We start from the raw sequence: 13,749 nt of genomic DNA, 5'->3' as shown, positions 1-13,749 counted from the left end.
ATGTGTGCATCTTGGCGCGCCAGCCCCTCATAAACAACTACACAAATTATTGGACGCACATAATTGAATGTTATGCTTTCCAAGCAATCGCCTCGTTCGTGGCGTCCGTTCAAAGCGCTCTCCTCTCCTTTAGATACCGGTGGTCTATTCACCATGTCACTCAATCCAAGACAGCTCGAAGCCTTCCGTAAAGTCATGTCGACAGGCAGCATGACGCTGGCGGCGGAACTGCTGGAAATCAGCCAACCCGCTGTCAGCCGATTGATCAGGGACCTGGAAACAGCGCTATCTATCCGGCTATTCCGGCGCGAAGGCAACCGCCTCATCCCCGGAGCAGAAGCCAGGCGGCTTTTCCGAGAGGTAGAGCGTTTTTATCAGGGCATGGAGTCGATCGAACGCGTTGCGCTTGATCTCAAAGCGGCGCGGGTCGGCAACCTGCGCGTCGCCACCATCAGCGCATTGGGATTGGGATTTATGAGCGAGGGTATTCAGGCGTTTTCGCAAGCCCATCCCAAAGTGTCCGTCTCCATGGACGTCTGTCCATCACAGGACGTACTGGAATTAGTGACAGCGAATCAAGTCGACGTTGGCTATATCGGCTTCATGGGCACGGAGTACCCAGGCGTCGATGCATTCCAGCAAGCCTCGGTCGCAGCAGTCTGCGTACTTCCCCGAGGCCATGTGCTTGCTCGAAGAAAAGCCGTGCGCATCACGGATTTGCACGACCAGCCGTTGATCTCGCTGCATTCGAACAGCCCCCTTCGCCTACGTGTCGACATGGCGATGGCCTCGGCAGGGGTACGATGCCGGCACGTCATGGAAACGACGTTCGCGCACTCGGCCTGCAGTCTCGTCGCGTCAGGGCTAGGGATTACCATCTCAGATCCCTTCACCGCCACCCAGCTGCGGGATCCGCGTATCGTCTGTCGGCCACTCGTTCCGGATATTTACTATACGTTCTCGATGGTCTTGCCATCACATCAACCACGGTCCAAAGTGGTCAACGATTTCATCGGCGCGATGAAGGTGCTTTTCGACAAAAACTTTCCTGCCTCGGACAGTTGACTGCCGTTCATAGGGGGTTACGCGATACGGAGGCATCCATTGATTAACACCGGCGTAGTCAGGCCGTTGAAAGAAAATCTCTGTACTATTCGCTGCGGTGCAAAAAAGTCCGCGACTCGCATACTTTTCCGTCATCGTTGGCGCCGCCACATTCCGGCGTTTGCCTTGTAATCATTTATTCATAATGGTTTCCGCGATTTTGTCATTCGAAATCGCACAGGCATAGTTCGTTCTCGGTCGCGCCAATGAGGAGCATGTTGCTCCCCATTTTTGTGCAGCACACCAGGATACGTCCTTTAAATGTTTCCCACCCTGTCGTTGTTGATCTGGGTGCCCATCGTGGCCGGCGCGCTTGTCATGGCGTTTGGTAACGACCGGCACCCCAATGCTGTTCGCTGGTTGTCACTCATTGCCGCTTGCGTCAGCGCGCTCCCTGCCATCCCTCTCGTACTAGGTTTCCAGCGGTCGGCCGCCGGTTTGCAGTTCGTGGAATATGCGCGCTGGATCCCGTCATTCAACGCCGCGTGGCACGTGGGGGTAGACGGGATCTCGCTGTGGATGATCACACTCACGGCCCTGACGACGATCGTGGTAGTGCTGGCATCATGGCGCACGATCAACTCACGCATGGGTGCCTATTACGGCAGTTTCCTGGTGCTCTCGGGCCTGATGCAAGGCGTATTCTCGGCACAGGACGGGTTGCTGTTCTTCGTGTTCTTCGAGGCCACACTGCTGCCGCTATACCTGCTGATTGGCGTGTATGGACGTCAAAACCGCAATCACGCCGCGATCAAGTTTTTCTTTTTTTCGTTCACCGGCTCATTGATGATGCTGGTGTCGGTGCTTTATTTTTACTTCGAAGCAAAGAGCTTCGATCTGGCGAGTTGGCATGCATTGCAATTGCCGTTTGGCGTACAGATCGCGCTGTTCATCGGTTTTCTCGGTGCGTTTTCCGTAAAGGTGCCCATGTGGCCGGTGCATACCTGGCTGCCCAACGTTCACCTCGACGGTCCAACCGGCGCCGCCGTCATGCTCGGCATGCTCAAAATGGGCGGCTATGGCCTGATGCGTTTTAACCTGCCCCTGCTGCCCGATGCCAGCCATTATCTGGCGCCGATGATGATCGTGCTCTCGCTGATCGCCGTGGTCTACGCCAGCATCGTCGCGCTCATGCAGACCGATCTGCGCAGGCTGTTGGCCTATTCGACGGTATCCCACATGGGCCTGGTCACGCTGGGCCTGTTCATGTTCTCGGATATGGGCACGGCGGGCGCCGTCATGCAAATGATCTCGTACGGGATTGTCTCGGGCGCCATGTTGCTGTGCACGGGCATGCTCTACGATCGCACCCACAGCGCGACGATCGACGCCTATGGCGGTGTCGTGCAGACCATGCCGAAGTTCGCCGTGTTCGCAATGCTGTTCGCGATGGCCAACATCGGTATGCCGGGCACATCGGGTTTTGTCGGCGAGTTCCTGGTGCTGATGGCGGCGATTAAAGCCAATTTCTGGATCGGCGCCATCGCGGCCCTGACCCTGATCCTGAGCGCAGCCTATACGCTCTGGATGTACAAGCGCGTGATCTTCGGCATGGTGACCAATCCTCGCGTTGCAGCACTCAAGGACCTGAGCCGTCGCGAATTCGCATTGCTCAGCGTGATGGCCCTGCTCGTGCTCGGTATCGGCATCGATCCCAAGCCCATTACCGACGATATTGATGTTTCGACACAGTACCTTGTACAAAGTATGGAAGAACATCGCATCGCCCACGTCGAAGACACGTGGATTCATGGGCCGCATATTGTTCCCCGCAGTATTGCGAAGCGCCCTGGTGCGACGGGTTAAAGTTTGAACGACGACTCATAGAGCCACTACACTAACGCTCTATGACTCAGCCATCTACACCCCCTACACCGAACCGCAAAAAACGCATAGGCTTTGTCGCTTATGCATGCTTTGCGATCAGCCTCGTGTTCGTTGTCCTGGGCATAGGCATGATCCGGGATGGGGCCGAAGCGGGCATCCCTGTCACGCTGTTCTTCGGGATGTGCGCCGCGATTTTTGTCTTGCAGATGTGCCCAGGACTGCTGCAGCGTGACACGCGGACTGCCGCCTCGCTGCTGGCCCGCTATCCGGGCCCTGTCGTGCTCAGAACCACCACCATCAAGCTGCTCGTGTGCTCGCTGCTATCGGCGATCTTTGGTGGGGTGATCCTGTGGATGCTGCTGAACGACACGCTGGCTCTGATAAAACAATTGATCCTCTGGCCTGGCGCCGCATTTTTTCTGTTCGGTTCGGTCATGCTGCTCGTGCGTGCCGCCAGTGGTGGCACCACGTTGCATTTGAACCGTGACGGTTTCGAAATGAAGTCCATCTGGAACACCAAGAAAGTGCACTGGCAAGACAGCAGCGAGTTCACGGTGACCAGCATAAATCACAAACTGACCAAGCTTGTCGCGTTCGATGATACGGCGGTTGCCAGTACCGGCATGGCCCGGCTCAACCGGCACATCATCGGCCACCATGCCGGTCTGACCGAGACATATGGACTGACCCACGAGGACTTGGCCGAGCTGCTCAATGCGTGGCGCGCCCGAGCGTTAGCTCAAGACGCGATTTTTACGCGCTGGCCCGAGAACAAAATGCCTCGCGATCACGAGCCTTTTTAACCTCAGAACCGATACATCACCTTGAGTTGTCCGGCATGGCTAGTGGTCTTGCTGGACACTTCGCCGTCATACTGCAACCGGAAATCCAGCCCCGACTGGTTGTTGACCTGCAGCCCCACGCCAAAACGTCCGATCACATTGTCGCCAGGCAGTGAGGTCGTAAACCCGTCGCTGCCTGCCGGAGCGCCTTTGAAACGCGCCTGGGCATCCCATGAGTCATCGCTGAGGAATGACGCGCCTGCGTAGGCATAGGGCCGCATGGTGGCGCCCTGTGGCAGGTCCACTCGTCCGCCGATTTCCAGCATCGGCGACAGTCCCACGACAAACTGATCGCTGCTATCCACATGCAGACTCAAGGGCCCTCCCGATTCGGTGTAGCTGGGCATACGTGCGTAAAGCGCATCCAGGTCCACATAGGGCTTCAGATAAAAGCGCTCGGAAACGCCGATGTGGCGCGACACGCGCAGGCGCATGCCAGCACTGTAGACGTCGGGGCTGCTGCTGGCTTGGCGGTCGTAACCGTCGATGCCGATGGTGCGATCCAGATCGTACGACCCATAACCGCCGCTGATGGAGGCCGCATACACCCACGGTCCGTCCTGGTGCTTCAGCACGACGCCTGCATAACCCGCATCGCCGCTGCCGCCCATGCGGCCATTGTCTGCACGCAGGCTGTTGTTCTGATAGGCCACAGATCCGCCGATGAACCAGTCCGGGCGGAATTCATGTTGCCCGCCGACTTGGTAGGTATTGCTGTCGAACGAGTACCCCGATGTGCCGTCGGCCTCATCCTGGTCTGAGGTACGCCGTGAGACCTGACCCCAGAAACAATCCTGTTCGCGCCCGTCAGTGCCTGTGCGCTCCATATCGCGGCACGACATCATTGCACTGGCGAAGTTCGACATGCCCGCCATCATCTGCACAGCTGGCGCCAAGGCCACACCCGGCGACAAACCATCCAGTTGGTCCCGATAGGTCCCTGCCCCTTGACTCGATGCGGTGTTCAACGCAGCAAACAGTGGCGCCATCTCTACATTGCCGCCACGATCCCAGATGTCTTGCAGGTGACCGGCAACCGCACGCTGATTGCGTGCCAGCCCCTGGCTGGCAGCATTGAAGTCAGCGCCCTTGACCGAGACGCGCTGCTGCGAGCCCACTTGACGCATATCGAAATCAAAAATGGGCGTGTCACTGGCTTGCAACGTGCCGGCCGACGTGCCTTGCACATCAAGCAGTGTCAGCTCGCGTCCGGGCAGCAGACTGGCGGCACTGAGTTCTACCTTTCCATCCAATACTGCATTGCCTTGCACTGTCATGCTCGTGGCTCGCATGTTGGCAAAATCGACCGAGGACACCAACACACCCGAACTGGCTTGCGTGTAATTGCCCGCCACGATCAGGCGGCCGAACGAACCGGCTTGCGTGCCGTTGTCAGCCATGGCCAAGCGGGCAGACGATTCGGCAGGCGGGTTCACGATCAATTGACCTGCGTTCGTCACGTTGGCTTGATAGACCGCCGCAGCCGACATTTTGCCGGCCGGTGCGTTGGCGACATCACACGCGCCCGCCGAGCTGCAATACACGCTGCCCAACAACAGGCCGCTGTTCTGGATGGCCAGACCTGCCTCGCCGTCATAACGCACCGCCGTGCCTGATAGCGCGGACACCTGGCCCGCATTGTTGATGATCAGGGAGCTGCGGTCGGTGGCGTTGCTGCTGATCCAGACACCGGCGCCATTGCCCGAGCCGCCTGCGACGCTCCCGTCGACAGTGACCGCGACCGTACCGCCTTGCCGGTATGCACCTTGGCTCTGGGCAAAAACACCCGAGCTGCCATCACCACTCGCGCCGACCGTACCGCTGACGTTCACGGTCACTTCGCTGGCCCGATTATCGGCATTGTCCATCGCCGCGCTCACGCTGCCGGCAAAGCCGCCTTGCGCGGAACCGGCCAATCCGCCGCCGCCACCGATGGATTGGGCAACGACTCCATGGGCGTTGTTGCCGTTCGTAAAGATCCGGTTCTGCACCGACACGCCGACCTTGCCGCCGCTGCCTGTCACGTTGGCTCCGCTGCCTGCCCAGGCCGCACCGTCCAGCGGCGATATGGCCCGCCCCAGGTCTCCGCCGATGCCGCCGCCCCCGCCGACCGATTGCGCCACGACACCGTGTGCGCCCGTGCCATGGGTGTTGATTTCGCCACCGGACAACGTCACCGATATCTCGCCGCCGTCGCCCCAGGTGCCTTCGCCCCCACCCAGGCGTACCTGGCCTGGATCGGCAGCCTGGCTGACACTGGCAATGCCTCCACCTCCACCCACGGATTGCGCTATGACGCCGACCGAGCCACGGCCATACGTTTCGATAGTAGCGCCCGTGTCCAGCGTAACGTCGCCTCCACCGCCACCCGTAGGAGCGCCTGTGGCGCTGCCATCGGCGCCCAGTACGAGTGACCGTTCAATGAATAGATCGCTGGGTGGCAGCGTATCACTATTGATCACACTGCCCGCCATGCCACCGCCGCCACCGACCGACTGCGCCACCATGGCATGCGAGCCGTCTCCCCAGGTCTGGATCGTGCCATTGGCCGACAGATTCACAGTGCCGCCGTCCCCCCCTGCGCCATCAGCCAGACTGCCCAGCGAAGCCCGCACGCCGATTCCGGCTTCGCCTTCTTCATACGTGGACTGCAACGTGCCGAACGGGTCGGTCACCGCAGCCATGCCGCCCCCACCACCGATTGACTGCGCCGCGATACCGTGCGAGAAAGCGCCGCCGGTCACGATGTTGTAGTCACCCTGGATCGCGACGGCACCACCATTGCCACCGTCGCCCCCCGCACCACCCAGCGTCAGGCCGAGATCGAGCTTGAGAGAGTGAGGGTTCCCTGCATCTGGATCGCCCATCGAGCCAATGCCGCCACCGCCGCCCACCGACTGCGCCACCAGGCCAGTCGCCATGTCGCCGCCGGTCAGAATGTTGACAACGGAACAGTCGTTGCCCGTGCAGGCATTTACCGTTCCTCCATCGCCGCCGTTGCCGCCCATGCCACCGACCGACAACGTGAGGACGAGCGATTCGCGCAATGGCGTACCGCCGGAGCCCATGGTCAGCCCGCCCGCCCCGCCGCCACCGCCTATCGATTGCAAAGCCACACCATGTGCGGTGTCGCCGTAGGTCTGGATCCAGTTGCTGCTTGTCGAGCTAAAGCCCACATCGCCGCCGTTATTACCGTCGCCGCCACCGCCGCCCACACCGGCACCGATGATGATCCGCCCCTTTGTTGCCAGTGTGCCGGTGCCGCCCTGGCCGCCCCCACCACCGATCGACTGCGCCAGCACCCCATAGGCACCGTAGCCCTGCGTGCCGATGTCCGCATTGCCGCCCAACGCCACCAGGGCCTGGCCGCCCTGGCCGCCTATGCCACCCTGACCGCCCACGGAAATATTCACGTCCAGCCAGTTCTCGTAAGTCGAAGCAATGCTGGCCCCGCCGATACCGCCGCCCCCGCCTATGGATTGCACCACAAGGCCGTCCGCATAATCACCTGACGTATAGACGCCGCCATCTTGATACAGGCTGGATACCGCGCCATCGCCACCCTTGCCGCCCGTGCCGCCAACCTTCACGGCAAGCGTGCCATTGGCGACCACGATGTCGTGATCCTGGTGGGCCTTGTATACATTGAACAGGGCGTCCAGGATGTCGCCGTCATCGGCCCCCAGCGATCCGCCCACACCGCCCCCGCCGCCAATGGATTGCAGCAGCACGCCGTCACTGTCGCGGCCGTTCGTGTAAATATCGCCCATATTGCTCACGGTGACCGCCGCCCCCTGGCCGCCTTCGCCACCGCTCATGCCAACGCCCACATCGAGGGCCACGCCGCCGGGCAACTCTTCGGTCAATTGACCATCCACGCTCAGATAGACGTCGGTGCCCTGACCCGTACCGCCACCGCCGCCCACGCTCTGCGCGACGATGCCACGCGCGCCGGAGCCATCGGTGGCAATCAGCACGCTGTCATCCGTGTTCACGTAGACCGCGCCGGCGTCGCCGCCTGTTCCTCCTTTCCCTCCGACTGAGATCAACGAGTTGACGCTAAAGGCCACCCCCGTCTCCTTATCGAAGGAGTACGCATTGGCCGAGCCGCCATCACCGCCGCCGCCGCCGATCGACTGCGCCAGCACACCGTTCGAGTAGTCCCCGGCGGTCTGCACGACGGTTTGGCCAACGCCATCCCAATCCCCCAGATTGACGCTCACGTCCTTGCCTTCACCGCCCACGCACGTCTCGTTGGCATCGCGGCATTGGCCGCCAACAACCGCTTCTGCCTGGATATTGATGCTTTGCAGACCGATAACGGGATTGAATGAAAAAGCGTGCGCCGATCCGCCGTCGCCACCGCCCCCGCCGATCGATTGCGCCAGGATGGCGTTCGAAAATTCGCCCTGGGTGCTGACTGCGGAATCCCAGACGTCCACGGCAACGTCGCCGCCGTCGCCGCCCTTGCCACCGTGTCCTCCCACCATGATCAGGTTTTCCCAGCTCACGGCGGTGCCGATCTCTGTGAAAATGATGCCGATCACCACACTGTGATCCGTCACACTGCCGCCTGAGCCGCCACCGCCGCCGATCGATTGCACGGAGATCGCCGTGGAGTCGGCGACCTTGTTGCCATCTGCCTCATCGCCCGGGCCACGCGTTGTGATGGAAGAGTTGCCTATTCGAGCCGCGACTTTGCCGCCATCGCCACCGTCCCCACCATTGCCACCCACACCGATGACGAGTTGCCCCTCGATGGCGAAGTTGGCGCTGCGGATCCCACCGCCCGTGCCGCCACCGCCGCCGATGGACTGCAGCGCCACGCCGCGTGCAGCGCTGCCGGACGTATCCACGGCGAGGTTTTCCCAGGAAAAGCCGATATCGCCCGCGTCCCCGCCGTCACCCGCGCGCCCGCCTACCAAAAGAGAGAAGAAATCGAATCCTTCGTGCACGATGTCGCCGCCGGCGCCACCACCACCGCCGATGGACTGCGCGAGGATGCCGTGCGCATTCTCGCCCGACGTTGTGATCGACGCCGGACTTGTGCCGGAAAAATTGATCGTGCCGCCATCGCCGCCTGAATCGCCTGCGCCACCGACCCCCAGTGAACCGGTGACCCCGAAATTCAAGCTGCTGCCGCCGTTGCCGCCGCCGCCGCCGATCGACTGCGCGATCACGCCATAAGAAAAATTACCCTCTGTCCAGATCGTTCCCAACTGCCCTGTCGAACCCGATTCGCCGCCATCGACATGGACGTCACCGCCGTCGCCGCCCGCCTCGCCAACGCCACCGATGGTGATGATGCCAACCTCGCCGCTGGCATTGCCGCCACCGCCGCCTATCGATTGCCCGCTCATGCCTGGCGCAGCATCGCCCAGCGTAATGATCGACCCGGCGTTCGACAGGTACACCGTACCCCCATTTGCATCGTCGGAGCTCTCTCCGGGGCTGCCCCCGACCGACACCAATCCGAACGACACGCCGGCATTACCGCCGCCGCCCCCGATGGCTTGTGCGCTGACCCCAATGGAGCCATAACCCGTCGTGGTGATGCCACCGGCATTACTGGTCACAACTGTGCCCGCCTGACCGCCCACACCGCCATCGCCGCCGACACTGGCAATGATGCCTGTGCTGATGCCGCCCGCACCGCCGCCGCCTGCGTTCGATTGCGCATCGATACCAAAGGCCCAGTCACCGTCCGTGCGAATGTTCCCGGCGTTGTAGACGCCCACGTCTCCAGAAAGGCCGCCATCACCGCCCTTGCCGCCGGAGCCGCCCAGAATGGCGTAGAAATCGCCCCCCGTGCCGCCCCCGCCGCCAACAGACCAGGCCGCGACACCCGTGCCGTGGGTACCTGTCGTTTCGATCGAGGCCGCCGAGTCGATGTTCACCGTCACGCGGCCGGCATCGCCGCCGAACCCGGCGCCGCCAGGCTTGCCCGCCAATGCGAGAGAGTCTTCTCCATCGCCACCGAAGCCGCCTTTGGACTGGGCTTGTATGCCGACCATGCCGTCGGCCGTGGTACGCAAAACGTAAGGCGCCGCACCTGGCGCCAACGTCACCGTCACGTCGCCTGCATCGCCGCCCTCGCCACCGCTATGATCCTTCTTCGGCGCCTCGCCACCCTTGCCGCCCTCGGATACCGCCTGCACGATGGCGCCCGATGCGATGGGCACGTCGATGCCGATATCGCTGGCGACTGTGACATCGACCCGGCCACCGTCACCCCCCGAACCGCCCTGGTTCGAGTTGTCTTCCGAGCCATAGCCCTCGGCGCCTTCGGAGGTGGCACGGATGCCATATATCGACACGTTGTCGCCGGTCGTACCGTCAAGCGACAGCACACCAGCCTGGTGGTCAACGCTCACGTTGCCGCCATCGCCCGCCTTGCCGTTGCCATAGCCGCCGTCGCCGCCTTTTGATTCGGCGCGCAGGATCGCGACCTGGACACCATCGTGAACGGTCAGTTTCTCGCCGACACTGCCTGCCAGGGCTGCACCGGAAAAATAGAACGAGCCCCGGTTAGTGATGCTGACCTCTCCGCCATCGCCGCCGGTACCGCCATACTGGTCGCCGAACACCGACGAATTCTGGTCCCCGCCGTCGCCTCCCTCGCTAGTGGCGTAGATGCCGTACATATGGCTGCGAATCTCGCCCGCCACACTATATTCGCTCCCGTCGTACGTGTGCACTTCGGCGCGGCTTCCCATGCCGCCATCGCCGCCATAGGTGTTGTTATTGTTATTGCCGCCATCGTCATCGGTATCGTGCTTTTCGCCATCGCCGTGGCCGCCCAGGCTGGCGGCAAACAGCACGGCATCGACCTGGCCCAGCCCGTCGTTGCTGTCACCCACCACCATCTGCACTCTGCCGGCGCTTTCCAGCCGCACGGTATTACCATGCCCGCCATCGCCCTCGTCGTGCCCGTCGCCGCCTTGCGAGATGAGATACATGGCGCCCGGGACGTTGGACAGCGCGGTTCCGCCGACCACGGGATCCAGGTTGAAATTGGCGCCATGGTCCAGCAGTTCCAGCCTGGCTCCGTTCTTGCCGGATCTGTCGCCATCATGCGAGCCATCATCACCCCGATAGGCGAGACCCTCTTTGTCGTCATAAACGGCGCCCTGATCCAGTTCGAGGCATGCCGCATCGGGGCTGCACACCATATCGTCGGCACGCGCCGTCAACGGACCGAAGGCCATGCTCAGGCTCATGGTCAGTAACGTCTTGCGCATCAATCGATGACCTTTGCGGGCGTGTATGGACAACATGTCGGACTCCGGGCATAGTGGGTCCGGCAGAACCTAACAAGAAACCTCACGGTGAACCATTTTTTTTCGACGAAACCGCTGATTGGCTCGACGAATCCGCTTGCGGCCACCCACAGACGGCACGTCCCCACACCAATCAATGCGCATGCGTGACGTCCTGATAGCGGCGTACGGACGCAGCGCCTCGAGAGCCACAAGGTAGAATCGATACGTGTTCCACCTTGACGGGCCACCCTGCCCGTACCCTCATTAATGACCCTCGGCCAGAATCTCTTGCTGTTGTTGGGGCTGCTGATCGCGGCGGCATTTTTCTCTATTGCCGAAATCGCCATCGCCGCATCGCGCCGCCTGCGCCTGCGGCAGCTCGCCGAAGACGGCGATGCCCGGGCCGAAGAAGTCCTGCGCGTACAGCAGCAGCCTGGCCATTACTTCACGGCCATCCAGATTGGCGTCAATGCCCTGGCCATCCTGGGCGGTATCGTGGGCGAGGGCATTTTCAGCCCGACTTTCTCGCAATTTCTGAGCCAATGGCTGTCGCCCGACATGTCGGCATCGCTGGGCTTTGTCGGCTCGTTCGTATTGGTGACCTCACTGTTCATCATCCTGACGGACCTTATCCCGAAGCAGGCGGGCATGGCTGAGCCGGAACGGTTCGCCTTGCGCGTGATCGGGCCCATGCGCGTGCTGGTGCGCATTTTTTCGCCTCTGGTCTGGGTATATTCACGCAGTGCGGAATTGCTCATGCGCATGCTGCGATTGCCGACGCGCCGTGACGAACGCGTTACCTCGGACGACATTCTGGCCCTGGCCGAAGCAGGTACACGTTCGGGGGTCCTGGCGCGCGGAGAGCAACGCATCATCGAAAATATCTTCGAGCTCGATACGCGCACCGTCTCCAGCGCCATGACACAGCGTGACCGCATCGCCTGGTTCCCACAAGATGCCCCCGAAGACATCATCCGGGCGCGCATCGCCGAAGAGCCTTTTTCTACGTATCCCGTCTGCCGCGGCGATATCGATCATGTCGTGGGCTATGTGAATACCCGCGACCTGTACCAGCGGCTATTGAATAATCAATCGATCGCACTGACCGACAGCAAACTCATTCACAAAGCCCTGGTGGTGCCTGACAGGCTCACGCTGGCAGAAGTGCTGGAGCAGTTTCGTCAAGTGGGCGAAGATTTCGCCATGATCGTCAATGAATACAGTCTGGTGGTGGGTCTGGTCACGCTCAACGATGTCATGAGCACCGTCATGGGCGAACTCGTATCGCCGTGGGACGAAGACTTCATCATTCAACGCGATGACAATTCATGGCTGATCGACGGCGCTACGCCCATCCAGGACGTAGGCCGAGTGCTGGGTATCGAAGAGCACCTCAATGGCGACGAATACGAGACGCTGGCGGGCTTTCTGATGGATGTGCTGCGCCGCGTGCCACGCCGCACCGACGTGGTGTCCCTGGGAGGCTACAAGTTCGAGGTCATGGACGTGGACACTTACCGCGTGGATCAGGTGTTGGTGACCCGTGTCGCAGCACCAGCACAGTCCGGGGCAAGTGCCGCAGGGCAATTGCCTGACTGACCTTTGACTTAAAAGCGATGGCGGATACCCACGCTGGCCTGTCTCCGCTCGTTATCTTCGCTCGTATTCAAATTGCGTGTCTCGCTATGGTTATAAAAAACGTACAGGTCGGTGCGTTTGGACAAATCATACTGATAGCCCACCGCATAACCCTTGATCTTCGAGTTTGTCGTCTGCTGCCATGACGCCAATAGTGCCCCTGGCCCCACGGGCACACGCACACCCGCCGTCCAGGCGACATCTTTGTCCACGTTTCTGGCGGGGCCCTTATTGGCGTCACTGATACGGCCTGCTCCCGCGTAGATGCGTACGACCTCGAAATCGTAGGAAGCGCCCAATTGCCAGTTGCTGGCGTTGCGAGCGGATCGACGTTGATCCGCATACGAATGCTCATAGGTCAACGCGGCACGCAACGGTCCGCGGCCGTATCGCACACCTGCTGTGACCATGCGATCGTTGTTGCCGGTGCCGAACTCTTCGTCACCGTTGATCGCGAAGCTATACCCCACGGCAGCCTCGAATCCGCTCACTTTGGGCGAGCGCCACATCACCATGTTGTCGGCAATGCCACTAGCGCCAAAATCGCCATCGTTGTAGCCAAACGTGGTGCCCAATCCCGATCGCGACCAGGCGATCGAGAACGGCGTCGCCACGCCGCCCCATTCCCGGCCCAGCACCCATTGACGGCCCAAACGTATCTCGCCCAATGTGTTGCTTGCCAAACCAACGTAAGCCCAGCGACCAAACAAACGACCGGACTGCGCCGCCATACCGGTGTCGGCATCGAAACCGCTTTCCAGCTGAAAAATAGCCTTCAAGCCATTACCGAGATCCTCTTCTCCCTTGAGGCCCCAACGCGAGCCAGATTCATTACCGCTGTTGATGCTCTGCGCCGATCCCTTGCTCTCATCGTAGTCGTACATATACCCCAGGTCGATCAGGCCATATAGCGTCACACTGCTTTCGGCCTGTGCCGCAGCTGCCAAGCCGGCGGTGCCAAATACCATTGCTTGCACGATCTTTATCGCAGTTATTTTCATCGTCTTCTCCTCCGTTTAAAAATCTCGGGCCGTGCGCGTGCACAGCCCCGCCCCGGCCGGGCTGGCCAGGACAAT

At 61.2% G+C, this 13,749-nt stretch carries 6 protein-coding genes; 4 read left to right on the top strand and 2 right to left on the bottom strand.

Features of this window, described 5'->3' with window-relative positions; genetic code table 11:
* Window positions 1-153: 153 nt before the first annotated feature.
* From ACYVIT_RS01445 to ACYVIT_RS01435, 3 genes are all read left to right on the top strand, one after another.
* The gene (locus tag ACYVIT_RS01445; protein ID WP_415807782.1) at window positions 154-1,065 is read left to right on the top strand and encodes a LysR substrate-binding domain-containing protein; all 912 of its coding nucleotides are present in this window, start codon (window positions 154-156) and stop codon (window positions 1,063-1,065) included.
* A gap of 300 nt (window positions 1,066-1,365) precedes the next feature.
* Window positions 1,366-2,910 (top strand): complex I subunit 4 family protein, encoded by a 1,545-nt coding sequence (locus ACYVIT_RS01440; RefSeq protein ID WP_415807783.1) that lies wholly within the window; start codon window positions 1,366-1,368, stop codon window positions 2,908-2,910.
* A 41-nt stretch (window positions 2,911-2,951) separates the two neighbouring features.
* Window positions 2,952-3,734: a hypothetical protein gene (locus tag ACYVIT_RS01435; protein ID WP_415807784.1), complete on the top strand. Its 783-nt coding sequence runs from the start codon at window positions 2,952-2,954 to the stop codon at window positions 3,732-3,734.
* 2 nt (window positions 3,735-3,736) lie between these two features.
* On the opposite strand, the gene ACYVIT_RS01430 is transcribed toward ACYVIT_RS01435, so the two are convergent.
* The gene (locus ACYVIT_RS01430) at window positions 3,737-11,050 is read right to left on the bottom strand and encodes a hypothetical protein (RefSeq protein WP_460478140.1); all 7,314 of its coding nucleotides are present in this window, start codon (window positions 11,048-11,050) and stop codon (window positions 3,737-3,739) included.
* A 252-nt stretch (window positions 11,051-11,302) separates the two neighbouring features.
* On the opposite strand from ACYVIT_RS01430, the gene paeA reads away from it, so the two are divergent.
* On the top strand, window positions 11,303-12,634 hold the full coding sequence (gene paeA / locus ACYVIT_RS01425) for a polyamine export protein PaeA (RefSeq protein WP_415807786.1): 1,332 nt from the start codon (window positions 11,303-11,305) through the stop codon (window positions 12,632-12,634).
* An 8-nt stretch (window positions 12,635-12,642) separates the two neighbouring features.
* Here paeA and ACYVIT_RS01420 read toward each other — a convergent pair whose 3' ends face one another.
* The gene (locus ACYVIT_RS01420) at window positions 12,643-13,674 is read right to left on the bottom strand and encodes a porin (protein WP_415807787.1); all 1,032 of its coding nucleotides are present in this window, start codon (window positions 13,672-13,674) and stop codon (window positions 12,643-12,645) included.
* Window positions 13,675-13,749 lie beyond the last annotated feature (75 nt).

This window comes from Bordetella muralis, from assembly GCF_054781015.1.
This window is presented reverse-complemented; position numbering and strand designations above follow the sequence as displayed.

Excerpts from the sequence above, each read along its gene's own strand:
- ACYVIT_RS01445 (WP_415807782.1), top strand. The coding sequence starts at position 154 with ATGTCACTCAATCCAAGACAGCTCGAAGCCTTCCGTAAAGTCATGTCG.
- ACYVIT_RS01440 (WP_415807783.1), top strand. The coding sequence starts at position 1,366 with ATGTTTCCCACCCTGTCGTTGTTGATCTGGGTGCCCATCGTGGCCGGC.
- ACYVIT_RS01435 (WP_415807784.1), top strand. The coding sequence starts at position 2,952 with ATGACTCAGCCATCTACACCCCCTACACCGAACCGCAAAAAACGCATA.
- ACYVIT_RS01430 (WP_460478140.1), bottom strand. The coding sequence starts at position 11,050 with ATGTTGTCCATACACGCCCGCAAAGGTCATCGATTGATGCGCAAGACG.
- paeA (WP_415807786.1), top strand. The coding sequence starts at position 11,303 with ATGACCCTCGGCCAGAATCTCTTGCTGTTGTTGGGGCTGCTGATCGCG.
- ACYVIT_RS01420 (WP_415807787.1), bottom strand. The coding sequence starts at position 13,674 with ATGAAAATAACTGCGATAAAGATCGTGCAAGCAATGGTATTTGGCACC.